19 protein-coding genes and 1 pseudogene are annotated in these 23,210 nt (G+C 68.3%); 13 read left to right on the top strand and 7 right to left on the bottom strand.

Going from position 1 to position 23,210, the window contains the following annotated elements; all coding sequences use genetic code 11:
* Positions 1-79 precede the first annotated feature (79 nt).
* The 3 genes and pseudogenes from ACFWN1_RS08940 to ACFWN1_RS08950 form a co-directional block, all read left to right on the top strand.
* Positions 80-1,339, top strand: coding sequence for a tryptophan dimethylallyltransferase family protein (locus ACFWN1_RS08940; protein WP_384359441.1), 1,260 nt, complete (start codon positions 80-82; stop codon positions 1,337-1,339).
* A complete protein-coding gene (locus ACFWN1_RS08945; RefSeq protein WP_384359442.1) occupies positions 1,312-2,685 on the top strand; it encodes a tryptophanase in 1,374 nt (457 codons plus the stop codon). The genes ACFWN1_RS08940 and ACFWN1_RS08945 overlap by 28 nt, the downstream gene beginning before the upstream one ends.
* Before the next feature lie 359 nt (positions 2,686-3,044).
* Positions 3,045-3,422 (top strand): annotated as a pseudogene (locus tag ACFWN1_RS08950) (transposase family protein); the annotation flags it as partial.
* Between the two features lie 71 nt (positions 3,423-3,493).
* Here the strand turns inward: ACFWN1_RS08950 and ACFWN1_RS08955 are convergent.
* Complete coding sequence (locus tag ACFWN1_RS08955) at positions 3,494-4,213, bottom strand: ABC transporter permease (protein ID WP_384359443.1); 720 nt, start codon at positions 4,211-4,213, stop codon at positions 3,494-3,496.
* Positions 4,214-4,313: 100 nt separating this feature from the next.
* Positions 4,314-5,201 carry an ABC transporter ATP-binding protein gene (locus tag ACFWN1_RS08960; RefSeq protein WP_384359444.1) on the bottom strand — a complete coding sequence of 296 codons (888 nt, stop codon included), beginning with the start codon at positions 5,199-5,201 and terminating at the stop codon, positions 4,314-4,316.
* 468 nt (positions 5,202-5,669) lie between these two features.
* Between ACFWN1_RS08960 and ACFWN1_RS08965 the strand changes: the two genes are divergently transcribed.
* Both ACFWN1_RS08965 and ACFWN1_RS08970 read left to right on the top strand, forming a co-directional pair.
* The gene (locus ACFWN1_RS08965; protein WP_384359445.1) at positions 5,670-6,725 is read left to right on the top strand and encodes a sensor histidine kinase; all 1,056 of its coding nucleotides are present in this window, start codon (positions 5,670-5,672) and stop codon (positions 6,723-6,725) included.
* The gene (locus ACFWN1_RS08970) at positions 6,722-7,324 is read left to right on the top strand and encodes a response regulator (RefSeq protein ID WP_384359446.1); all 603 of its coding nucleotides are present in this window, start codon (positions 6,722-6,724) and stop codon (positions 7,322-7,324) included. The genes ACFWN1_RS08965 and ACFWN1_RS08970 overlap by 4 nt, the downstream gene beginning before the upstream one ends.
* Positions 7,325-7,489: 165 nt before the next feature.
* Here ACFWN1_RS08970 and ACFWN1_RS08975 read toward each other — a convergent pair whose 3' ends face one another.
* Positions 7,490-8,155, bottom strand: a complete 666-nt coding sequence (locus ACFWN1_RS08975) for a TetR/AcrR family transcriptional regulator (RefSeq protein ID WP_384359472.1) — start codon at positions 8,153-8,155, stop codon at positions 7,490-7,492.
* Between the two features lie 108 nt (positions 8,156-8,263).
* On the opposite strand from ACFWN1_RS08975, the gene ACFWN1_RS08980 reads away from it, so the two are divergent.
* A complete protein-coding gene (locus ACFWN1_RS08980) occupies positions 8,264-9,211 on the top strand; it encodes an SDR family NAD(P)-dependent oxidoreductase (protein WP_384359447.1) in 948 nt (315 codons plus the stop codon).
* A gap of 271 nt (positions 9,212-9,482) precedes the next feature.
* Here ACFWN1_RS08980 and ACFWN1_RS08985 read toward each other — a convergent pair whose 3' ends face one another.
* The 4 genes from ACFWN1_RS08985 to ACFWN1_RS09000 form a co-directional block, all read right to left on the bottom strand.
* A complete protein-coding gene (locus tag ACFWN1_RS08985; RefSeq protein WP_384359448.1) occupies positions 9,483-10,313 on the bottom strand; it encodes an oxidoreductase in 831 nt (276 codons plus the stop codon).
* Between the two features lie 16 nt (positions 10,314-10,329).
* Complete coding sequence (locus ACFWN1_RS08990) at positions 10,330-11,205, bottom strand: NmrA family NAD(P)-binding protein (protein WP_384359449.1); 876 nt, start codon at positions 11,203-11,205, stop codon at positions 10,330-10,332.
* Between the two features lie 68 nt (positions 11,206-11,273).
* Positions 11,274-11,939, bottom strand: coding sequence for a winged helix-turn-helix transcriptional regulator (locus tag ACFWN1_RS08995; RefSeq protein WP_384359450.1), 666 nt, complete (start codon positions 11,937-11,939; stop codon positions 11,274-11,276).
* A 932-nt stretch (positions 11,940-12,871) separates the two neighbouring features.
* On the bottom strand, positions 12,872-13,387 hold the full coding sequence (locus ACFWN1_RS09000; RefSeq protein ID WP_384359451.1) for a MarR family winged helix-turn-helix transcriptional regulator: 516 nt from the start codon (positions 13,385-13,387) through the stop codon (positions 12,872-12,874).
* A 121-nt stretch (positions 13,388-13,508) separates the two neighbouring features.
* On the opposite strand from ACFWN1_RS09000, the gene ACFWN1_RS09005 reads away from it, so the two are divergent.
* The 7 genes from ACFWN1_RS09005 (at position 13,509) to ACFWN1_RS09035 (ending at position 22,897) form a co-directional block, all read left to right on the top strand.
* On the top strand, positions 13,509-14,015 hold the full coding sequence (locus ACFWN1_RS09005; protein WP_384359452.1) for a YceI family protein: 507 nt from the start codon (positions 13,509-13,511) through the stop codon (positions 14,013-14,015).
* An 801-nt stretch (positions 14,016-14,816) separates the two neighbouring features.
* Entirely contained in the window at positions 14,817-15,968 is a 1,152-nt protein-coding gene (locus ACFWN1_RS09010) for an ROK family transcriptional regulator (protein ID WP_384359453.1), read from the top strand.
* A 133-nt stretch (positions 15,969-16,101) separates the two neighbouring features.
* Positions 16,102-17,391, top strand: a complete 1,290-nt coding sequence (locus ACFWN1_RS09015) for an extracellular solute-binding protein (RefSeq protein ID WP_384359454.1) — start codon at positions 16,102-16,104, stop codon at positions 17,389-17,391.
* Between the two features lie 77 nt (positions 17,392-17,468).
* On the top strand, positions 17,469-18,308 hold the full coding sequence (locus ACFWN1_RS09020) for a carbohydrate ABC transporter permease (protein WP_384359455.1): 840 nt from the start codon (positions 17,469-17,471) through the stop codon (positions 18,306-18,308).
* Positions 18,305-19,150, top strand: coding sequence for a carbohydrate ABC transporter permease (locus ACFWN1_RS09025; RefSeq protein ID WP_384359456.1), 846 nt, complete (start codon positions 18,305-18,307; stop codon positions 19,148-19,150). Before ACFWN1_RS09020 ends, ACFWN1_RS09025 begins: the two co-directional genes overlap by 4 nt.
* Positions 19,147-20,589: a glycoside hydrolase family 3 protein gene (locus ACFWN1_RS09030; protein ID WP_384359457.1), complete on the top strand. Its 1,443-nt coding sequence runs from the start codon at positions 19,147-19,149 to the stop codon at positions 20,587-20,589. Before ACFWN1_RS09025 ends, ACFWN1_RS09030 begins: the two co-directional genes overlap by 4 nt.
* Before the next feature lie 400 nt (positions 20,590-20,989).
* On the top strand, positions 20,990-22,897 hold the full coding sequence (locus tag ACFWN1_RS09035; protein ID WP_384359458.1) for a family 20 glycosylhydrolase: 1,908 nt from the start codon (positions 20,990-20,992) through the stop codon (positions 22,895-22,897).
* Positions 22,898-23,210: the final 313 nt, after the last annotated feature.

Below are 23,210 nucleotides of genomic sequence, written 5' to 3' on the forward strand. Positions count from 1 at the left end.
CCTTCCAGGCCGCCGGGACACGTTCCCGTACCCACGCACCCGCCGGACGCCCGCTGCACGCCGACATGCGAGGCACGCGATGACCTCCCGGCCGGGCCCCGGCATACCGGCCACCGGCCCCGGCGAGACAACGCTGGGCAACCACGTACTCGGTCAACTGCTGCGCCTGGGCGCCACGGTGGGCCTGAGTGAGGCGGACACCGAGCTGTACGGCCAGATCCTGCTCACCTCTCTCGGGGGCGCTGCCCACCGGCAGCTTTCCCTGCCCCCGGCCTCGCCCACCTTCTTGAGCGATGACCACACCCCCGTGGAATTCTCACTGGCCGGCACTCCGGACGCCGCCCCGGCGCTGCGGGTGCTCGTGGAGCCCGGGTGGGCCCACAACGACATGGGTGAGAGCGGTCGCGCCGGGCTTGAGGCCATCCGGGCGATGGCCACCCGCTGGGGCTTCTCCACCGACCGACTGGACTCCCTCGCCGACCTGTTCCTGCCTGCCGACGCACAGGGCCCCTTGGCCCTGTGGTATGCGCTCGACCTGCGAGCCGGAGGAGTTCCCGGGGTCAAGGTCTATCTGAACCCCTCCGCCTCCGGCCCGCACCACGCGGCCCGCACCGTGCACGAGGCACTGCGGCGGCTCGGGTACGGGGAGGCCTTCGCGCAATTACCCCCGGCGGCGGCCGGCTATCCGTTCCTGGCCCTGGACCTGGGCGCCTGGAAGTCCCCGCGCGTCAAGGTCTACGTGCGACACCCGCGGATGTCGGCCGATGACGCCTGCGCGCTCAGCAGCAGCTCCGGAGCCGCATCGTCCGACGTCCGCGCCTTCTTCCACGCGGCCGCGGGCTCCCCCGCGCAGTCCGGGAGCGGCCAGGACGGCACCCTGCGGCTGGTGCGGCGGCCTGCGCTCACCTGCCACTCCTTCACCGAGGGCGACAGTACCCCGAGCGGCTTCACACTTCACATACCCGTACGCGACTACGTGCGCGACGACGAAGAGGCCCTCGCCCGCGCGACAGCCCTGCTGACCCGGGCCGGCGTCGACTCCAGTGTCCTGACCCGGTGCCTGGGAGCGCTCACACAGCGTCCCCTCTCCGACGGCGCGGGGCTGATCGCCTACCTGGCTCTGGTGTACGAACGCCACCGGCCGCCCCGGCTCACCGCCTACCTCAGCTCCGAGGCCTACCGCGTCCGGCCGCCGCAGGAGCAGTACCCGCGGGGCACTTGGACGCATGCGCCACGCACCCGGAGCGTCCCGGACCCCGGGCACCAGGCGCTCGGCCAGGTCAGCCCGCACACCGCACAGAAGGAAGACACATGGAGCCCTACCGCATCAAGGTCGTAGAACCGATCGCCTTCACCACCCGAGAACAGCGCGAGGCCGCGTTGAAGCGGACGGCCTACAACCCCTTCGACCTGAAGGCCGACGAGGTCACCATCGACCTGCTGAGCGACTCGGGAACCGGCGCCATATCCGCGGACCAGTTGGCCGCGGGCATGCAGGGTGACGAGAGCTACGCCGGCAGCCGCAGCTTCTACCGCTGGCACGAGGTTGTCTCCGAGCTGACGGGCTACCCCCACATCCTTCCGGCCCACCAGGGCCGCGCCGCCGAGCACATCCTGTTCTCCGCGCTGCTCAAGCCCGGCGACCGCGTGCTGTCCAACACGCACTTCGACACCACCCGCGCCAACGTCGAACTCACCGGCTGCCAGGCACTCGACATGCCCTGCGCCGAGGCGAAGGACCTGGACAGCGACTATCCCTTCAAGGGCAACATCGACCTGGACGCCCTTGAGGACGCGCTGAAGAACGCGGACCACGCGCCCGTGGGGGCCGTGCTGATGACCATCACCAACAACGGTGGCGGCGGTCAGCCGGTCAGCATGGAGAACCTGCACCGCACCGCCGAACTCTGCCGTCGTCACCATGTGCCGATGATCCTGGACGCGGCCCGGTTCGCGGAGAACGCCTGGCTCGTGACCCGGCGCGAGCCCGGCTACGCCGACCGCACCCCGCGCCAGGTCGCCGAGGAAGCCTTCCGCATCGCGGACGGCTGCGTCATGAGCGCGAAGAAGGACGGCATTGTCCACATCGGCGGATTCATCGGCCTGAAGGACCCCGAGCTCGCCGAGCGGTGCGCGGGCCTGCTCATCGCCAAGGAGGGATTCACCACCTACGGCGGCCTGTCCGGCCGTGATCTCGAAATGATGGCCCGTGGCCTCCTCGAAGTCACCGAGCCGTCCTACCTCGCCGAGCGTGCCGACATAGCCGCCTATCTGGCCGCACGGATCGGCGAGGCCGGGGTCGACATCGTGGAACCTGTCGGGCTGCACGCCCTCTACGTCAACGCCGGCCGGCTTCTGCCTCACATTCCCCCGCACCAGTACCCGGGCACCGCCCTCGTCTGCGAGCTCTACCTGCGCGGCGGCATCCGCTCCGCCGAGCTGGGATCGCTGTACCTCGGGGAAGAGGACGAGCACGGCAACCCCGTCAAGTCGGCTCCGTACGAACTCGTACGGCTCGCGCTCCCCCGCCGGGTCTACACCCGCAGCCACTACGACCACGTCGCCGCCACCCTGGCGGAGATCGCGAAGCATCCCGAGTCTGTAAGCGGCTACCGGGTCACGGGCCAGTCGCCGATTCTCCGTCACTTCAGCATCAGACTGGAGCCCGCACAGCTCAACGGCTGATTTCCGCGAATACCGAGAGAAGGCGGGCGTCGGGTGGTCCGACGGCCCGCTGCTCGTCAGGTCACCCCGCTCCCCGCCGACACGACGATCAACTTCCCGGTACCTGCCTCTGGAGCCCTCCCGCGGCTCGATCATCTGGGTCCACCGACATCCGTACCGCCGGGCCGACCACGGTGACGACACCGTGCTCGCCGGCACCTTCCCGGCAGTGGGGCCTGGCAGCGCGGTTTCACCGAACCCGCCCGACCGTCCGCGCGAAGGCCCCCGTACGGGCCCGGCTTCCAGACGTACGCCGACGCGGTCACCGACGTCTCACCGCTCGTGTCCGCGAGCATCGCCGTGCGATCGGCAGCCGATGGCGCCGGTTGAGTTCGGGCAGACACAGAAAGCACGGCATGAACGTCCGGGTCCTCGCCGACCCGGCCGGACGTCTCCGGTAAGCCTCACCCGCCCTGCCCGGAGCCGTCCATGACATCCGCGCCGCAGGCGAACACGGCATTCTCGACGCCCTCACCTCAGCAGACACCGACCGCAGGACGGGCAAGGGCTACCAGGGCGCCGGCCCGGCTGCCCGCGTGCCGTACCGAGGCCGCTGGGAGAACCTGTCCGGGGGCCAGCGGGCCGTGGACCGCTCGCACGCCAAGATCCGAGCCCTCGTCGAACCCGCCATCGCCACCCTCACGACCGGGCGGCACCTGCGCAAGCTCCGGTGCGGCACCACCCGCATCACAGGCTGAACCGGAATGAAGATGGCCATGGGTTCCCATTTCTCCTGCCGGCTGGCGTGGCCGGGACGGGCGCGGGAAGGTCAGCGGCGCGGTTCCCAGCGGAACATGCGGTGAGCCAGCGTGACGGCGATGACGACCCAGGCAAGGGTGGGCAGCAGCAGCGGCAGCGAGTCCGCCACGGGAACGCCGCCGTTCCAGGCGTTGAGGACGAGTTCGGTGGCTGAGCCGCCCGGGAGGAGTCGCTTGAGCTGGGTGAACTCCTCGGTGCCGGTGATTCCCACCCAGGTAGAGACGCCGATGGCGCCGAGGCTGACGGGCAGGGTGGTCACCTGAGCGTGCTCCGGGGAGTTCGTGAAGCCCGCCGTGGCCAGGCCCAGGGCGAGCATCATGGTCACCGTCGAGACGATCGCCGCCACCAGCAGCGGGACGCTGGCCGGCGCGCCGGCGACCACCGCCAAGACGGCGAGGATCACGGCGATCTGCACCATGGCGAGAACGGTGACCGGAAGTATCAGCCCGACGAGGATCCCGGCGTCGCTGACCGCGGTGGAGCGCAGCCGCTTGAGGAAAAGATTCTGGCGGCGTGAGGCCAGAGAGGTCACCGTGGTCGTGTAGAGCCCGAAAGCTGTCACAGTGAACATCACCACGGCGGCGACGTAACCCAGGCTGCCCAGTTCGGCGAAGATCTCGTGCCGGTAGACGAAGAACGCGCACGGCGCGACGGGGATGACGAAGCTGGTCAGCAGTATCAGCCGGTTGCGGAAGACTTGCATCAGCTCACTGAGAGCAATCGAGAGCATGGTCGAGGGTTCTTTCCTGTGAGGTTGCCGCGGATGGGCGTCGAGTGTGAGACCGGTTGCGGCAAGGTGCCGGCGAATTACCGAGGCGCATCTGGAGATGTCACGTGTCGCTGATGGCACGGAATACGTCGTCCAGCCGGGTCGGACCAGCTTCCAGGTCGCGCAGCTCGGCTCCGTTGGCGTGCGCCCAGCCGAGCAGGATGTAGAGGTCCTGCGGCAGATCGAAGGTCTCGATCAGGAACTTCCCGCCGCTGTCGCTCCCGCCGATCAGCGGCAGCGGTGTGGAAGGGGGAGCCCCGAGAGAGAAGCGAATGGTGGCCGGCAGGGACCGGGTCAGCTCCGAGACGGTCCCTTCCTGGTGGAAGACGCCTTTGTGCATGAGCCCGATGCGGTCGGCGTGCTGCTGTGCCTCTTCCAGGTAGTGCGTGGTGAGCACGACCGTAGAGCCGTCCTCGCGCAGCTTGTCCACCGCGCGCCACAAGTCGTCCCGGGACTGGATGTCCAGACCGGTGGTCGGCTCGTCGAGGAAGATCAGCGCAGGTGTGCCGTAGACGGCGGTCGCGAAGTCCAGACGCCGTTTCTCGCCGCCGGAGAGCTGGGCCACCTTGGTGTCTGCCTTGCTCCTGAGATCGACGATGTCCAGTACGCGTTCGACCCTGTCGGTGCGCCCGGAGAGCTTGCCGATGAGATGGACGGACTCCTTCACCGTGAGGTCGGGCGAGAAGCCGCTCTCCTGCAGCATGATGCCCATCCGGGAGCGCACAGCTCGCCGGTCCCGAGGGCTACGGCCGAAGACGCGCACGCTGCCCGAGTCGGGACTCCGGTGGCCTTCGACGGTCTCCAGGGTCGAGGTCTTGCCAGCCCCGTTCGTCCCGAGCAGCGCGTACAGCTCTCCCTTCTCCACCTGGAAGGACAGGTCCTTCACGGCGTGAAAACCGCCGTAGCTGAGGTTCAGACGGTCAACGTCGATGACGGGTGTCGAGGTCATGCACCGATCTCAGCCGAGGTCACGCCAGTCCGGCAGTGGCGTGATGTCACTACCACTGCGTGACGTTTCCGAGGGTGAGAGCATGACGTGGTGTCACTGGTCACGCCCGGAGGCTGCCGGAACACTTCCGGGCGGACCCCCTGTTCAATCCTGGAGAGGCGCCGCATATGGACACACGGCCCCTGCGCACCCTGCTGGCCTCCAGCACTGCCACCTCCACCATGGCCTGCGCCGTCCTCCTCCATCACCTGGGGGCTGGCCTCTGCCCCTGTGTCGTGGAGAGCCCTGGCCCGAAGGCAACCGGTGGCTCCTGATGTGGACGGCCGCGGACATCGTCGTGCCGAGCAGTCCGGCGGTGCCCGTGCTCGCCTCGTGGGCCCGGCGATGAGGCCCAGCGGGACCGGTACCGACCGCGCCGAGCGCCGGCACGAGACCCGCGAACGGATGCGCCGGCTCAACGTCGTCACGATGGTGGTCGTCACCCTGTCGGTGGGGGCGCTGCTGATCGCAGTCGACGCCCGGACCTGGTGGCAGGCGGTCATCCTGAGTACCGGCGTGACAGCCGCCTTCGTCGCCTCCGTGCAGTGGGCGGCGGTCGGCATCCCGCGCGTCGTACGCCCTTGCCTGATCGTCGCCGCGGCCGTGTGGGTCGTTGGGGCGCTGGTACTGGACGCCCACACCGCGTTCTACGGCGTCTCCGTCGTCGGCTCGCTCTACGCCCCCAAGCTGCCGCGCCATCGCGTCCTGGCCGCCGGCGCACTGGTCGTCTTCGTCGCCCTCGTCGGCGCGGCCAGGCTGCTGCTCGCGCCGACGGACGTGAGGGAGATCCTTACTTTCTACGTCCTTGTCCCGACAGGCGTCACGGTGGTGGTGACCGGCAGCATGTTCGTCGGCCAGGTCTTCTACAACCTTGTCGAGGAATTGGAGGACACGCGCGAGCACGAAGCCGAGCTGGCCGTCGTCCAGGAACGGATGCGGTTCGCCAGCGATCTTCATGACATCCAGGGGCACACTCTGCACGTGGTGAAACTGAAGATCACATTGGCCGAGAGGCTGCTGGGCGTGGACATCGAGCGCGCCCGGAACGAGTTGAAGGAGGTGCGTGCCCTCGTCGGCGACACGATCGCCCAGACGAAGGAACTCGCCTACGCACAGCGGCGGCTCAACCTGCCCGCCGAGCTGGAGAATGCGAAAAACCTGTTCGAGGCGGCTGGTATCCATGTACGGGTCGAACGCGAGGCCGAGGTCGACGAGCGAGCCACCGAATTGCTCGGCCAGGTGCTGCGCGAGACGACGACCAACATCCTGCGCCACGCGCAGGCCACCTATGTGAAGATCACGCTCTCCGCGACCGGTATCTCTGTTCTCAACGACGGCGCGGGAACCACGCCCCTGTCCAGTCTCGGTGGACTGTCCACCCTCAGGGAGCGTGTGGCTGACAACGGAGGCGAGCTGAGAGTGGAGAAAAGGGGCGGCCGATTCCTCACACTCGCGCGGTTCCCGTCCGGGAGGATCGACCAATGACAACCGTGGTTCTGGCCGACGACGAAGCACTCCTGCGCAAGGCGCTTGCGGCGTTGCTGACCCTGGAGGGTGCTGTCACCGTGCTTGCCGAAGCGCATGACGGCGAATCCGCGGTCCTGGCCACGCTCGAACATCGGCCCGACGTGCTCGTCATCGACCTGGAAATGCCCGGCGTGGACGGCCTGGGCGCGGTCGCCGAGATCCGCCGGGCACGGCCGGAACAAGTAATCCTCATGCTGACCCGGCACGCCCGCCCCGGTGTGCTGCGCAAGGCTCTGAAACTCGGAGTTCAGGGCTTCGTCAGCAAGTCGGCGGAACCCGCACACATCACCTTCGTGATCACCGCCCTGCACGCGGGCAAGCGGTGGATCGACCCTGATGTCTCTGCCCTCGCCGTCGTTGACGACTGCCCTCTCACCGAGCGTGAGCTGGACGTGCTGCGCGTCACCCGCGACGGCTACGCCGTCGCCGACATCGCTGCCCGCCTGCACCTGGCGGAAGGCACCGTACGCAACTACCTCTCGAACGCTATGCAGAAGACCCAGACGCGCACCCGCCACGAAGCGGCCCGCTACGCGTGGACACACGACTGGCTGTAGAACGTCCCGGACGGGAGTAGCTGGAGTTCGCCGGCGACTGGTGGAAGCTCAGACCGGCGCCGTCTCTTCCGAGACCGGGTGAGGCGCTGGGGGGTGTACAAGATGGGGGCGGCGGAGATGAGGCTGAGAAGGCAGAGGATTTGCGACCTTTCCATGCGACGCGCGTCAGCCGCGGGGTAGCGCGCCCAGGAGGGTTGTTGTCAGGGCCAGCCTCAAGTAGTCCTTCAGCTCCAGGTGGAAGCGGGCGAGGTCGGGTTCGGCCTGGTAGGCGGCCTGCAGGCTGGGTGGGGGTGTGCTGTACGCCGGCAGCGCGCCGGCCGTGAGCATGGTTTGCAGGCTGAACAGCGTCGCGTTCTCGCCCAGCTCCGGCAGGTACTTCTTGATCATGGTGGTCATGGTGGTCAGGCGGTCCAACGAGGCGCGCTTGTAGCGTGCGACGACCTCGACGGAGACGTTGTGTTCCAGGACGCCGCTCTGCGCACCGAAGAGGTCGCACAACACCACTCGGCCGGAGAGCGAGCGGCTGAGAATCTCGGCCACCGCTGCCGCTCGCTCGGCCATGGGCAGTTTCTCGTCGACGCCGGCGGCCAACTCGTCCGCCAGTTCCGTCAGCCACTCCTGAAGGAGGCGGTCCAGCAGTTCGAGCAGCACCGCCTCGCGAGACTCGAAGTAGCGCAGCACGTTCGGCTTCGCCAGCCCTACACGGCGGCTGAGCTCATTCAGGGTGACCGCGGCCACGGACATCTCATCGAGCATCGCCGACGCCATGTCGAGGATCGCCCGTCGGCGGATCTCCCGCTGCTCTTCGGTTCGCGCCCGCTGGAAAGTCACGCTCACCAGCCTAACTTAAGTACCCCCGGTACGTTGACAATGTACCGGGGGTACTTTAACGTCGCTGACACAAGATACCTTCGGTATTTAATTGGACGGGAGTTCAGCATGAGTGAAAAGTGGACGACGGCGGACATTCCGGACCAGCGCGGGCGGGTGGCCGTGGTGACCGGTGCCAACACCGGGCTGGGGTACGAGACCGCCAAGGCGCTCGCCGAGCGCGGGGCTTCCGTGGTGCTCGCCGTGCGCAACGTCGAGAAGGGCGAACAGGCCGCAGCGCGCATGACCGGCAACGTGACCGTGCAGGCGCTGGACCTGACCTCGCTCCACTCGGTCCGGACCGCGGCTGCGGCGCTGCGGTCCCGGCTCGACCGGCTCGACCTGCTGATCAACAACGCAGGTATGATGTACACCCCGAGGCAGACCACCCCGGACGGCTTCGAGATGCAGTTCGGCACCAACCACCTCGGCCACTTCGCGCTCACCGGGCTGCTGCTGGACCTGATGCTGCCGGTGCCCGGCTCGCGCGTGGTGACGGTCAGCAGCACCGGCCACCGCATCCGGGCCGCCATCCACTTCGACGACCTGCAATGGGAGCGGTCCTACAGCCGGGCCGCCGCCTATGGTCAGTCCAAACTGGCCAACCTCATGTTCACCTACGAGCTGCAGCGCCGGCTCGCCACGCACGGCACCACCATTGCGGTGGCAGCACACCCCGGCCTGTCCAGCACCGAGCTCGCCCGCAACAGCCCCGCGATCCTCCGGCTTCCGCTCACCTGGCTCGCGCCACTGATCACCCAGACGCCGGCGATGGGCGCGCTGCCGACCCTGCGCGCCGCCACCGACCCCGCCGCGCTCGGCGGCCAGTACTACGGCCCCGGCGGACGCAACGAGGTCAAGGGCCACCCCCGGCTGGTCACCTCCAGCCCGCAGTCGTACGACGCAGCCGTCCAGCAGCGGCTGTGGACCGTCTCCGAAGACCTCACCAGCGTGGAGTTCCCCATCGCCGGGTCCAAGCAGAGGCCGTTTCAGTCCGGATCGGCCACCACCCCGTAGCCCGCGCTGATAACAGCCGCAGACCCGCCGCAAGCCAAGCGGGCGGACCCGAATCCCACGAGGCGCGGCCACTCCGGTCGAGGGCGACCATCGGGTCGGGTCCACCTGGTCGTGGACAACCACGGCACTCATCAGACTCCCGCGATCAGGACGTGGCTGGGCAGCCACCCCCGGTTCCAGAGGACCCCAGGCCATTCATCTGGACCAGGACAGCCGAGGAGATCCTCGACTCCCTCGCCTGTTTCCGCCGACGGATCTCCGGCGCAGGACACTAGTCGTGATCGGTGGAGAGGGCGACGTGCCGCCAGGCGTGCAGCTCCTTGCGGAAGGTGTCCAGTTTGGCGTCGAAGGCCTGCAGGGTGTCGGCTCCGAGCGGGAGGCGCAGGGGCGGCTCGGGGGCGGCGGAGATCTCGACGATGGCGCGCGCGGCCTTGGCCGGGTCACCGGGCTGCGCGTGGTTCAGGCTCGCGGCGGCCGCACGCATCGCGCCGACGGTGGGCGCGTAGTCGTCGATGATGCCGGGGCCTGTGTGAAGGCTGGAGGGGTCGAGGAAGTCGGTACGGAAGAAGCCGGGTTCCACGAGCGTCACGTGGATGCCGAGAGGAGCCAGTTCGGTGTGGAGGGTCTCGGTGAAGCCTTCGACGGCGAACTTCGTGGAGGCGTAGATGCCCCAGCCCGGCGCGGTGGCGAAGCCCACGATGGAGCTGATGTTGATCACGTGGCCGGAGCGCTGGCGCCGCAGTACCGGCAGTACGGCGCGTTGGACGGCGAGCGGGCCGAATACGTTGGTTTCGTACACGGCGCGGACCGCGGCGTCGTCGGGCTCTTCGACTGCGGCGAGCAGTCCGGTGCCGGCGTTGTTGACCAGGACGTCGATACGGCCGAACCGCTCGACCGCTGCGTCGACAGCCGCCCGGATGCTCTCGGGGCGGGTCACGTCCGACGGCACGGCCAGCAGCGCGTCGCCGGCGTCGGGAAGCTGCTCACGGACGGCTTCCGCGTTCCGTGCGGTTGCCACTACCTGATGTCCTGCCAGGAGCGCCGCGCGCGTGATCTCCAGGCCGAGTCCACGGGACGATCCCGTGATGAACCAGACACTCACTGTCTTCTCCAAGGTCTTAGGTGGTGGGCAGGCCGAAGGCCGCCCGGTTCTGGGCGACGAAGTTCTCGACATCGAGGGGGTCGGTGCCGCCGATCTTCTTCACGAGATCGTTCGTGCCGGCGAAGATGCCGTTGCGGTAGTCGACCGCGACGGCGAGAAGGTGCTGGATCAGGTGCTCCGGCGCTCCGCGGTTTTCGAGGATGGTCCTGAACTCGTCGAGGCTGATGGGCACATAGGTGACCTGACGGCCGAGCGCCCGCGACATCCTCTCGGCGATCTCGTGGTGGTTGAGTTCCACCGGCCCGTAGAGGGGGTAGATCTTGCCGGCGTGCGGGGCGGGGTCCTCCAGGATGGCCGCGATCACCCGTGCCTGGTCGCTCTCAGCGATCGGGGCATGGCGTCCGTCGGCGAAGGGCAGCCGCAGTTCGCCGGTCCCGTCGGACCAGGTATCGATCAGCCACTGGGCGAAGAAGGTCGGACGGATGTGGGTGACGGCCACCGGGAAGCGGTCCAGGACGCGCTCGGCGACCCAGTGCTGGCGTGCCGCGTCGCTGGCGGATTCACGGCGGGCGGAGACCTGCGACATGTTCACCATCGCCTGTACCCCGTTCTCCTCCGCCGCCAGGGCCACGTTCGCCGTCGCGTCCATCAGGCCCGGAACGATCGGGTAGGTGAAGTACAGGGCGTCGATCCCCTTCGTCGCCTCCGCCAGGGAGTTGAGATCCTGGACATCGCCTTCCACGATCTGCGCCCCGAGGCCGGCGAGCCTTTCGGAGCGCTCGTCGACTCGGCGGACGAGCGCGCGGACATGGTGGCCGCGTTGAAGCAGCAGCTCGGCGGTGCGGCCACCGGTCTTGCCGGTCGCCCCGATCACGAGCAGATTGCGTTCCATGAGGATTTGTCCGTTTCCAGAGAAGTGCCAGTGTGGGAGCTGAGTCCTTCGGCGGGCGCCGCACAGGCTCAGTCAGAAGTCGCGTGATGTCCGTCGGGCAGGTGGAACAGGTTGAAGAACAACCGGGCGGCGTCTGGTGCGCCGTCCACGACGAGTTGCCCTGAGGCCACCGCGTCATCAACGGCGACCTGCCCTTTCGCGAGGGCGTAGAAGGTTTCCTTGCCGCATATCAGGCGCAGATCGGGCTTCACAGGAGCCGGGCCGGTCTCCGCTCGCACCCGCTCACTGTCGCTGTGCAGCCACAGCGTCTCCTCGCCGACGACCAACTCCGTGAGCGCGTCGAAGTGCGCCGCCTCTCCTGTAGCCGTGAGGCGCATCGCCACCACGGACCAGGCGGCGCGATCGGTGTAGCTGGGCGGCGGGTCTTCGAGGCCTGCGCCCCATCCGGCGAGGCCGGCGAGGACCGGCATCAACGCTTCGCCGCGGTCGGTCAGTTCATAGGCGGCGACGCGGCTCGGGCTCGCCAGCGTGGTGCGACGCAGCACGTCATGCTGCTCGAGGTGCTTGAGGCGTGTGGCCAACAGGCTGGTCCCCATGCCCGGCAACGCCGACAGAAGGTCGCCATAGCGGCGGGGCCCCAGGACAAGTTCCCGCACGATCAGCAGCGTCCATCTCTCACCCAGCACGTCAAGCGAGCGGGCGATGAAGCAGGTCTGTTCGTAGGAGCGGCTCATCGCGCCACCCCCACCGGCGACATCACCGAACACGCGGAGGGCATTGCCATCCGGACAGCAGTGCGGCGTGCTCCGGCGCTGTCCGCTACGCCGTCCACCAGACAGCGGTGCTCAATGATCACTCCCACCGCAGAGCGTCGGCGGAATCCGACCATCCACTCATTCTCCCTCATAGACCTTCTCCTTCCTGATCGCACCTACACACCTTCGAAGCAGCGACGACCATATTACTTCAAGAACATGTAGTTATCGCTACTTGATTTAGAACCATGAGGGGCGTCAAGGTCTTCCCGGTAGGGCAGAAGAATTTTGGTTTGGTCCACGGCGAGGCGGACGGGAGGCCGTTTGCGGCGCCGGCGAACGTTCGCGCGGGAGGTGCACCGCGTCAGGAGGGCTGCTCAGGTCGGCTCAGGATGTCCCGGCGGCTCTCGGACGATGGGGTTCGGAGTGCGGGGAAATCGGGCTTTCGCGCTACCCCGGTCCACGCGAACACAGTCGGCCGGTCCTGCCGCGTCCCGCCTCCACACCGATCGGGCGACCCCGGCTCTCCGGTCCGCACCAAGCCCTCTTGCCTGGCCCCCGGCCGCGTAGGACCGGGTGGAGGCGCTCGGGGAAGCGCTCCATGGCGGCACCGGCGGCCAGGGCGGCTCCGGCCCGGACCGACCAGGCGTGTTCGAATCCGGTGAGCGTGGCGTGAGGTGTGAGGGCGGCGAAGTCGCATACCACCGCGCAGACCATCGTGATCGTCTGCGGACTGCCGATGGCGCTCCTCATATCGACGCTCGCCTGACCTCGACGGCGGATCGGCCGCCGGACCTCTTCCGGACGAGGAGTCCGACGGACACTCCTCCACCGGACCCCGCCGGCCGCGCAGAGCACGTCCAGTCCTCAGGGGCACCCGTACCTGAGCGGGTGCCTCCGTTCGCCGTCGCTCAGTCGGCGTCCGCGCCGCTGCCGGGCTCCTGGGCGAGGGCCGGCAGCAGTCGCTCGATCGCTTCGCGCTGGGCCGGTCCCACGTACCGCCCGAGTGTGGCGACAACCGTCTCGGCGAGGGGGCGGGACGCCTCGTCCAGGGCGTTGTGGCCCCGCTCGGTGAGCGTGACCTGAATTCCCCGCCGATCGCCGGAGACCGGCTTGCGGGCGACCAGCCCCGCGTGCTGAAGGCAGGCGATCTGATAGGTGAGCCGGGTCTTGGGGCGGCCGAGCAGTTCAGCGATGCGGGTCATGCGCAGACTGGCGTCGGACTGGTCGGCCAGCACACACAGGATCAGGAACTCGTCGTGGGAGACGTCGAGCCGTTCCTTGACGGCGGTGCGCATGTGCTGCTCCACCCCTCCCGTCACCGCGAGCAGGAGCATCCACGCGCGCAGTTCCTGCGGCAGCAGCCCGCCGCCCTGCAGGGACGGGCAAGGGGGCAGGTCAGCGTGATGCTCCTCGGCGTCGGACATGACGCGAAGTATACCTGTTGTCCAACTTTGAACAAAACGTTGTCCAGATTTGGATGATGGGCTAACGTGAAATCGTCCAAATTTGAAGCACTGAAGCGATAGCGAAATCGGGAGAACATTCATGTCCATAGCTGCGGAAACCGGCCTGTGGCAGCTCGACGCGGGCTCCTCCACCGTCGCCCTCCGAAACAAGACGATGTGGGGTCTTGTCACCGTGAAGGGCACCTTCGGAGTCGTCCGCGGACAGGGTGAGGTGCTGCCCGACGGAACCGTCACCGGGACGCTCTCCCTCGACGCCGCCACCCTCGACACGAAGAACGCCAAGCGAGACGAGCACCTGCGGTCGGCCGACTTCCTCGACGTGGCCCAGTACCCCGAGATCGCGTTCGTCGTCCGCTCCGTGGAGCGCGGTCGGCCCGACGCCGCGGAGATCAAGGGCGAGCTGACCGCGCACGGCATCACCCGTCCGCAGGCCGTCACGGCGCGCCTGACCGAGGAGGCCGGAGCGCTGACGCTGGACGCCGAGTTCGCCGTCGACCGCGCCGACTTCGGCGTCGGAGGCAACCAGCTCGGCATGATGGGCGCGCGGACCACGCTCGTCGCCAGCCTGCGCTTCACGCACGCCTAAGGCGTTTCGTCTGGATCCGCTGATCGCGGACCGGTCGCCGAAGGGGGGTGGGCGGTGGCGTGACCGTCGACAGGTGATCGGCACGATCGCGTTCAAGCGCCGGGCCGGTTCTCAGTCGCTGCACCTGCGCCACGAGTCCTCGAACCGGCCGTCGCACGTGCCCTCACGCTTGACGAAGGACATGGAGGTTCCCCCAGCGCGGAGGGGCCGACCGCCTGCGAGCTGAAGCTGCTGCCTGGAGCCGCACGCCGTACAGGCAGCGGCGCCCACGTGTGATCTTGCCCGTCTCGTCCCGGCGCCGCCACCGCCGAAGCGGCTCGGTTCAACTACATCGCCGCTCCCAGCGTCACACGACGCACGGCGAGGTCGCCCCGGCCTGATCGGCGGGGGCGACCTTCTGCGTTCCTCGATCAGACTCCGGCTGTCCCACGTGTCGAACGTCGCCTGTGCTCGGCGGCGCAGTTCTGCGGGCAGGCAAGACCGTCCCGTCGACCCCGGACACCACGACGAGGGGCACGACCCCCCAGGGCGGAGATCGACAAGGTTCTCCTGCGAGCCTTCGGGACTGTTCGACGGAGCCGGCTGCGGCCCGGTTCGCGCGCGCTGTCGGGAGCTGGAGCCGGGGCGTCAGGACGGCGGCAGTCGGTTCCGGGGTCCCGGGCGCCGGTGGCGTGCTGTCTGCTGCCGGCCCGTCGTGAACGGCCGAGGTCGTATGGAGGGATTCACGGCCACTCGAAGTTACTGGTAGGTACTTTCGAACCGACCCTTGCGGTTGTAACTCAGTATTACTACGGTCGCGTTGTGACACAGAGTGCGAGTGCGCCGCTGCTGCGGCTGATGAACGCCCAGACGGTGCTGGAGACGGTGCGCCGGCTTCGGCCGGTGACGCGTGCCGAGGTGGCGCGGGTGACCGGCATGGCGAAGCCGACCGTGTCGAACGTCCTCCAGGACCTGCTGGACGTGGGACTCGTACGGGAGGTGGAGCCCGCCGACGGCAGACCACGGCAGCGCGGAAACGCCTTCGAGACCATTCCCGAAGCCGCTTTCGTCTTCGGGCTCGATGTCGGCGGACTGCATCTGCGGGGCGCACTGGTGGACCTCGACGGTGAGGTCCGTGCCCGGGAAGGTGTCCTGCACACCGGCCTGGGATCAGCGGAACTTCCGCACGCGGTAGCCGAGTTGCGGGACCGTCTGCTGGACAAGGCGGGTGTGGCCGCCGAACGACTGGAAGCCGCAGTCGTCGGTGTTCCCGGCGTCGTCAACCCGGACAACGGCCGGGTGTGGCGGCTCAACCCCGAGCGTGTCGAGAGCTACCAGATCGTGGAGTCGCTGGAGGCGTCGCTCGGACACCCGGTCCGGGTGGAGAACGACGTCAATCTCGCCGCGATCGGAGAACAGTGGCGGGGACTGGCGGACGACTGCGACGACTTCGTGTTCCTGTCCATCGGTACCGGCGTCGGCGCGGGACTCGTACTGCGTGGGGAGCTCTACCGGGGGCGTCATGGCGCAGCCGGGGAGGTCGACATGCCAGGGGACTCCGAGAGCCCGGCGGCTCACGCGCTGCTGAACTTCGCGCAACGACATGGTCTGGTCGTCTCCTCGCCGGAGGAGATCTTCACCGCAGCCAGGGCAGGGGACGCCGTGGCGCAGGCCGTGGTCGCTGAAGAGGCGCGCAGGATCGCGGAATACCTCATTCCCATCGCACGGATCAACGACGTCGAACTGGTGGTCCTGGGCGGTGGCATCGGTGTGCACTGCCAGGACGTCGTGGACGACATCCGCCGCCACCTGCGTGAGCGCGTGCACTATCCCCCTCGGCTGGAGATCTCCGCACTGGGCGACACCTCCGTGCTGACGGGGGCACTCGCGGTCGGCGTCCGGGACTGCGCCGCACGGCTGGTGTCGAGCCGTCTGGCCCGGGTGCCGGTGCCGGGGACTGACACGTCGGGCTGACAGCCCGTCCTGACGGCGTACCCCTGCGCCGCACACCACCACCCAGGCCGGTTCTGGGTGAGACACACCTACTTCCCACAGTCGTGCTTCGCCGTACCCGAAAACAGGGCGGCACCGCATCAGGAGGAACTCCATGAGCAAGAGATGTAGAGCGGTAGCGGCTGCCACAGCGCTGGGGCTGACGGCCGGCGCCATAGCGGGATGCTCCGGCGCGAAGGACCAGACGTCGTCCAAGCCCTCGTCGATCACTGTGTGGTTGCAGCCGGAGGCGTCGCAGACGTGGCCGCAGATGCTCGCGGCAGCCAACAAGGCGTTCAAGGCGAAGTACGGCGTCGACGTGAAGGTGGAGACCCAGACCTGGACCGACCACCTCACGAAACTGGACACCGCACTGGCCGGCTCCACTCCGCCGGACGTGGTGGAGCTGGGAAACACCGAGATGGCGCGCTACATGGCGGCAGGTGCCTTCGCGGATCTCACCGCGCACAAGCAGCAGTTCCCGAACTCGGCGCACTGGGTGCGGTCCCTCACCGACTCGGCGACCTACGAGGGAAAGCTGTACGGGGTCCCCTACTACGGCGGCAGCCGCGCGGTGATCTACAACAAGGACCTGTTCGCCAAGGCCGGCATCACCACGCTGCCGAAGACCATCGACGAGCTGATCGCCGACGGACGGAAGCTGGCTGCTGCCAACGCGAAGAAGCAGAACTTCTCCGCGTTCTACATGCCCGGCCGCTACAACTGGGCCGGTCCCGGAGCGTTCGTGGAGAACTTCGGCGGTCATGTGGCGGTGAAGTCCGGCGGGAAGTGGAAGGGCACGCTGGATTCGCCGCAGGCAGTCGCGGGTCTGACGAAGTTCAAGGAGCTGGTCACCGAGCTGTCCAAGGCCGACCGCCGCGGTGACGACAGCACCCAGGACCAGACGTTCGCACAGGGCAACGCCGCCATGCTCTACGGTCTGGGCCGTGAGGTGAACGCCATCACCGACCCGGAGCAGGGCGGTGATCCGGCGCTCTCCGGGAAGCTGGGCGCCTTCCCGATGCCCGGCGTCAAGGAGGGGCAGCCCATGCCGGCTTTCATCGGCGGCTCGAACCTGGCCGCGCCGGCCAAGGGCGGTCATCAGGACCTGGCCCGTGCCTGGATGGCCATTTTCACCAACGATGCCAACGAGACGCAGATAGCGCGCAAGAACCTGGTGCCCAACAGCACCACGCTGATCAGTCAGGTCCCCTCAGCGGCCCGCCCGTTCGCCGAGTCGGCGAAGTCGAGCTGGTTCGTGCCCGTCGCCGAAGGCTGGGGATCGGTGGAACAGCGCGGCATCCTCACCAACATGGTGGTCGACATCCTGAACGGTGCGAACGTCCAGGAGGCCGCGCGCAAGTCCAGTGGTGAGATCAGCACGACCCTCAACGCGGGCCGGTGAACGCCCGTACACGTCGCGCCCAGCATGTCGCCGACTGGCGGCGGCGACACCATGGTCAAGGACTTCCCTACCTGCTGATGGCGCCTGCTGTGGCCGTGATGCTGTTGATCCTCGGCTATCCGCTGCTGCGACTGCTGGAAGTGTCGTTCCAGCAGTACGGACTGCGGCAACTGCTCACCGGTGAGAGCCAGTGGGTCGGATTCGACAACTACTCGACCATCCTGTCGGACTCTTTCTTCTGGCAAGTCACGTTGCGCACGGTGGTGTTCGCCGCGGTGAACGTGGCGCTCACCATCGGCATCGGGCTGGCACTGGCCCAGCTCATGCACCGCGTCAGTCACTGGGCCCGCATGGTGCTGACCACGGTGCTGGTGTTCGTGTGGGCCACCCCGGGCATCGTGGCCGTCACCATCTGGCTGTGGTTGGTGGACTATCAGTACGGCATCGTCAACAGCCTGTTCGGGCTGGGGAACCACAACTGGTTCGACAACCCCTGGTCCGGGTTCGGTGTCATCACGGCCGTCGTCGTGTGGGGCGCCCTGCCGTTCGTGACCATCACCCTGCATGCCGCGATCAGCCAGGTCCCGTCCGAGCTGCTCGAAGCGGCGCGCATCGACGGGGCGAACGGCCGGCAGGCATTTCGCCACGTCACCCTTCCAGCCGTCGCGCCCGTCCTCACTCTGCTGACCGTCCTGTCGGTCATCTGGGACTTCCAGGTCTTCAACCAGGTCTGGGTCATGAACGGGAACCAGCCCGGTGAGAGCTACTACCTGCTCGGGGTCTACTCCTACATCCAGTCCTTCGGCGGCAGCAGCTACGGCACCGGGGCCGCCATAGCCGTGGTCATGGTCCTGATGCTGATGGGCGCGAGCATGGTCTACGTACGGCGCATGACCAGAGCGGGAGAGGTCACATGAGCAACGGTCCCGTCCGTACCAGGCACCTGCGGCTGATACTGGCGAACACCAGTGCCGTCGTCGTCGCGGCGATGTTGTTCTTCCCCATCTACTGGATGATCATCACCGCGTTCAAATCGGGGACCGACATCCTCTCGGTGCACCCGCAGTGGATTCCGCGGCGGCCGACGTTCGACAACTTCACCAGCGCGGTCCACCGCCCTCAGTTCATCGACGCCGTACGCAACAGCGTGATCATCGTCCTCGCCACCGTGGCGATCTCGCTCACCGTCGCGTTCTTCGCAGCCATCGCCGTCGCCCGCTTCTCCTTCTTCGGTCGCAAGGCCTTCCTGCTGATGCTCCTGATCGTGCAGATGATCCCGCTCACGGCGATGATCATCCCGATCTATCTGCTGCTCAACGACGCCGGCCAGACGAACAAGTTGCCGGGCGTGGTCATCACCTACCTCACCTTCGTACTGCCGTTCGCGATCTGGACCCTGCGCGGGTTCATCGTCAACATCCCGCCCGAACTGGAGGAGGCGGCGATGGTGGACGGCTGCACGCGGGTCGGGGCCCTGCGCAGGATCATCTTCCCCCTCGTCGCACCCGGGCTGGTCGCCACGTCGATCTTCGCGTTCATCCAGGCCTGGAACGAGTACCTCCTGGCGTACGTGCTCCTGTCCAGTCCCGAGAACCGCACCCTGACCGTCTGGCTGGCCGCCTTCACCACACGGAACGGCACCGCGTGGGGACCGCTGATGGCTGCGTCGACCCTCACCGCCCTGCCGGTCGTCGTCTTCTTCGTCGCCATCCACCGCAAGATCGCCGCAGGCCTGACCGCAGGAGCTGTCAAAGGATGAAACTCGACCACATGGCCATGGCCTGCGTGCTGCCGGGCTTCGCGGGCTGGACCGCCCCCGACTGGGTGAGACGACGCATCGCCGAGGGACTCGCCGGTGTGGTGCTCTATCACGGCAACGTGCGTGACCGCGAACAACTGGCGGAGCTGACCGCGCAACTACGCTCGGAGAACCCGCAGTTGCTGATCGCCATCGATGAGGAGGGCGGGGATGTGACCCGCCTGGACATCGTCCAGGGCAGTCGCTGGCCCGGCGGACTGGCTCTGGGGGCCGTCGACGACACCTCCGTCACCCACGCCGTCGCCCAGCAGATCGGTGCGGAACTCGCCAACGCGGGAGTGAACTGGAACCTGGCCCCCGTCGCGGACGTCAACACCGCCGCCGGCAACCCGGTCATCGGCACGCGGGCGTTCGGAGCAGACCCGGACCTGGTGTCGCGTCACACCGCGGCGTTCGTCACGGGTCTGCAGGACCGAAGGGTCGCTGCCTGCGCCAAGCACTTCCCCGGCCACGGCAACACACTCACCGACTCGCACCTGGAACTGCCGCGCATCCACCAGGATCGGGCCGCCTTCGAGGCCGACGCCCTGCCGCCCTTCAGAGCCGCGATCGCGGCGGGCACGGCCAGTGTCATGACCGCGCACATCGTCGTCGACGCCTACGGAGACCTGCCGGCCACCGTCAACCCGGCTGTGCTGACCGGACTGCTGCGCCAGGAGCTCGGTTACGACGGTGTGGTGATCACCGACTCACTGGAGATGCAGGCCGTCTACGGGCGGTACGGCGTGGTGGAGGCCGCCGAGCGGGCGATCGCGGCCGGTGCTGACGCCCTGTGCGTCGGTGCCTCCAACGGCGACTCACGCACCGGTCGCATCCACACCGCCTTGCGCGACGCCGTCACCGGCGGACGGTTGCCGGAGCAGCGGCTGCACGAAGCAGCACAGCGCGTCGCCCGGCTCGCGGCGTGGGCGACCGCGCAAGCCCCCGGGGCCGTGGAGCCGGCCATCGGCATCGACGCGGCCCGGCGTGCCCTCACGGTCACTGGCACGGTGCGGCTGTCCCGGCCCGCCGCGGTCATCGAGCTCAGCCCGTCGACCTCCGAGATCGTGGGCGAGACCGGCTGGGGGATCGGCCAGTTGCTGGCCCGGCAGATCCCCGCGACGCGGGTCCTGCGCCTGACCGAGGAAGAAGCCCCGCCCCCGGCACTGATCTCCGCCGACCACCAGCCGGTACTCGTCGTACGCGACGCACACCGGCATCCCTGGATCGCCGCGGCGCTGTCGCGGCTGCTGCCCGCCCATCCGGACGCCGTACTGATCGAGATGGGAGCCCCCCATGCCCCGACCCACCACCACTACATCGCGACCAACGGCGCCTCCCGTGTGAGTGCCGCAGCCGCCGTGGAGCTCCTGCTGGGCACGGCCGTCGACCCCGCCTGATTCCCGTGGGCCGACGGCCCCCCTGCGACCACGTCCCACGGGCGCCACGCCCCCGCCGCCACCCTGTCGACGCGGCGGGTGACGCCCGGCCTTCGGCCCGCCCGTGGGCACCGCACACCGACATCCGAGCCGGAAGGCGAACCCGCCATGCCCAAGAGCCGTGGACCGCCCGTGCCGTGCGGCGCGGCGCCCGCCCCCCACCGCACACGCACAGCCCCGAACCTGCACCCGGATGCGGCCTGCCTGTCGCACCCGGTCCGGGACGCACGGTTCGGCCTCAGCGAAGCGATCACGCGTCAGCGCCGGATCGCTCCGCTCCGTGCAGGCCGAGCCCTCACGCACATCGGCCGGCGGCCTGCCCCCTCAGGGCACCCCCATGCGTACGGAAAGGCTTCACGCCATGCGTCCAAGACGTCTGCTGTCCCTCAGAGCGGCCGCCGCCGCGGTGGCCACCGCACTGATCACCACCTGCACCGCCGCACTGGTCCCCGCCACGGCACACGCCGCGACCACCCCGCCTGCCACCATCCCCGCCGTCCAGCAGTGGAGTGCCGGATCCGGCAGCTACAGCTTCACCGGCACCTCACGCGTGATCGTGAACACGTCGTCGCTGCGGACCACTGCCGAACTGCTGGCCGGCGACCTGGAGTCGGTCACCGGGCACGCCGTACCCCTGAGCACCGGCACAGCCGCCGCCGGTGACATCGTCCTGGCCAGTGGATCGTACGGAGCCGAGGGCTACCGGCTCAGTGTCGGCAGCACCGCCACGATCTCGGGCACCACGGCGGGAGTGCTCCACGGCACGCAGACCCTGCTGCAGATGCTCAAGCAGAACCTCACCCTGCCGCAGGGCACCGTCAACGACTCGCCCGCCTACCCCGACCGCGGCATCATGGTCGACCTCGCCCGCAAGTACTACTCCGTCGGCTGGCTGCGCGACCTGGTACGCGAGCTGGGCTACCTCAAGTACAACCGACTGCACCTGCACTTCAGCGACGACCAGGCATTCCGCCTGGAGAGCAGCACCCACCCCGAGGTCGTCTCCTCCCAGCACTACAGCAAGCAGGAGATCCGTGACCTGGTCGCCTACGCGGCCCAGTACCAGGTCACCATCGTGCCCGAGATCAACATGCCCGGTCACATGACCGCCATGCTCGACAGCCACCAGAGCCTGAGCCTGCTGAGGTCCAACGGCTCGCGTGTGCTGGACCTGTCCCAGGACACGGCTGCCTACAGCTTCGCGGCCGACTTCATCAACGAGTACCTGCCGCTGTTCCCCAGCCCGTACTGGCAGCTCGGGGCGGACGAGTGGCTCGGCACCGCTGAGCTGTCGCAGTGGCCGGGACTGAAGTCCCGTGCCCAGCAGCTGTACGGCTCCAAGGCCACCGGCCGTGACCTGGAGTACGGCTTCATCAACAAGATCAACACGTTGGTGCGCGGCTCCGGCAGGACACTGCGCATATGGAACGACCAGCTCGTTCCCGGCACTGTCGTCCAGGTCGACCCCAGCGTCCAGGTCGCCCACTGGTTCGGTTCCACCGACATGACCCCGCAGACGCTCTCCAGCCAGGGCCACGACCTGATCAACGCCAACTGGAACGAGCTGTACTACATCATCGGCATCAGCCGCCCCAGCGCCCAGCACATCTACGAGAACTTCGCACCCAACCAGTTCGCCTTCGGCTCGGGAAGCACCACCATCCCCGCCTCCGACCCGCACCTGCTCGGTACGCAGCTGAGCCTGTGGGGCGAGCCCGGCCAGGACGAGGACGAAGGCAGCATCGCCGACCACCTCAAGGCACCGCTGCGGTCCCTGATCCAGACCACCTGGGGCTCGCCGAAGCCCGCCGGCACCTACAGCGGCTTCGAGACGATCATCAACGCCGTCGGTGACGCCCCCACCGGAGGTCACACCACGCCTCCTCCGACCGGGGGCGTCGTGGCCTCCTCGTCCCTGGGGACCTACCAGTCGTACGCACCGGCGAACATGGTCGACGGCGATCAGTCGACGTTCTACTGGTCCGATGACGCCGCCACGACAGGTGCATGGGTTCAGGTCGACCTCGGGCAGGTCAAGCGCGTCACGGGGGTGGATCTGTCGATGGGCAACAGCGCCCATTCGTCGGACTACATCCACCGGGGCGTTCTCGAGGCCTCCACGGATGGTTCGACGTGGACATCGCTCGGCAGTTCGACCCGGGCGCGGGTGACATCGGGCTCCGCCGTCACCGCCCGCTACGTCCGCTACCGCTCCACCGCCGCCCAGGACGAATGGCTCCTGGTCGACGAGTTCAGCGTCACCACCTGACGGACCGAGCCGGTGATGCGGCCGGACACGGACCATCGGGCCAGGCCGCATCACCGGCACACGGCGGGCAGGCCCCTCCACCGGGTGCGCTCGAAGGGCGCCCCCGGTGGAGCAACGTCCCTTCCGTAGAGCGCCGTCCCGGTGCCGCGGGTCAGGGCCAGGTCGGCGCCCACGATCGGCGTCCACGGCGCACCCCGCGCCGGCCGCAACGGCCGTTCCGGACCCGTGGAGACGGAACGGTCTCCTCACGGAGTGCGAGGCGGAGCAGGGGCGGGAGCGGCGGCCGGAGACCGACGATCCTGCGCGGGACGAG

Origin of the sequence: Streptomyces sp. NPDC058459 (assembly GCF_042721685.1) — a bacterium.
In the GTDB taxonomy this organism is placed as follows: Bacteria; Actinomycetota; Actinomycetes; order Streptomycetales; family Streptomycetaceae; genus Streptomyces.

Coding starts and splice junctions, on each gene's coding strand:
- ACFWN1_RS08940 (WP_384359441.1), top strand. CDS start 80: ATGACCTCCCGGCCGGGCCCCGGCATACCGGCCACCGGCCCCGGCGAG.
- ACFWN1_RS08945 (WP_384359442.1), top strand. CDS start 1,312: ATGGAGCCCTACCGCATCAAGGTCGTAGAACCGATCGCCTTCACCACC.
- ACFWN1_RS08955 (WP_384359443.1), bottom strand. CDS start 4,213: ATGCTCTCGATTGCTCTCAGTGAGCTGATGCAAGTCTTCCGCAACCGG.
- ACFWN1_RS08960 (WP_384359444.1), bottom strand. CDS start 5,201: ATGACCTCGACACCCGTCATCGACGTTGACCGTCTGAACCTCAGCTAC.
- ACFWN1_RS08965 (WP_384359445.1), top strand. CDS start 5,670: ATGGTGGTCGTCACCCTGTCGGTGGGGGCGCTGCTGATCGCAGTCGAC.
- ACFWN1_RS08970 (WP_384359446.1), top strand. CDS start 6,722: ATGACAACCGTGGTTCTGGCCGACGACGAAGCACTCCTGCGCAAGGCG.
- ACFWN1_RS08980 (WP_384359447.1), top strand. CDS start 8,264: ATGAGTGAAAAGTGGACGACGGCGGACATTCCGGACCAGCGCGGGCGG.
- ACFWN1_RS08990 (WP_384359449.1), bottom strand. CDS start 11,205: ATGGAACGCAATCTGCTCGTGATCGGGGCGACCGGCAAGACCGGTGGC.
- ACFWN1_RS08995 (WP_384359450.1), bottom strand. CDS start 11,939: ATGAGCCGCTCCTACGAACAGACCTGCTTCATCGCCCGCTCGCTTGAC.
- ACFWN1_RS09000 (WP_384359451.1), bottom strand. CDS start 13,387: ATGTCCGACGCCGAGGAGCATCACGCTGACCTGCCCCCTTGCCCGTCC.
- ACFWN1_RS09005 (WP_384359452.1), top strand. CDS start 13,509: ATGTCCATAGCTGCGGAAACCGGCCTGTGGCAGCTCGACGCGGGCTCC.
- ACFWN1_RS09015 (WP_384359454.1), top strand. CDS start 16,102: ATGAGCAAGAGATGTAGAGCGGTAGCGGCTGCCACAGCGCTGGGGCTG.
- ACFWN1_RS09020 (WP_384359455.1), top strand. CDS start 17,469: ATGGCGCCTGCTGTGGCCGTGATGCTGTTGATCCTCGGCTATCCGCTG.
- ACFWN1_RS09025 (WP_384359456.1), top strand. CDS start 18,305: ATGAGCAACGGTCCCGTCCGTACCAGGCACCTGCGGCTGATACTGGCG.
- ACFWN1_RS09030 (WP_384359457.1), top strand. CDS start 19,147: ATGAAACTCGACCACATGGCCATGGCCTGCGTGCTGCCGGGCTTCGCG.
- ACFWN1_RS09035 (WP_384359458.1), top strand. CDS start 20,990: ATGCGTCCAAGACGTCTGCTGTCCCTCAGAGCGGCCGCCGCCGCGGTG.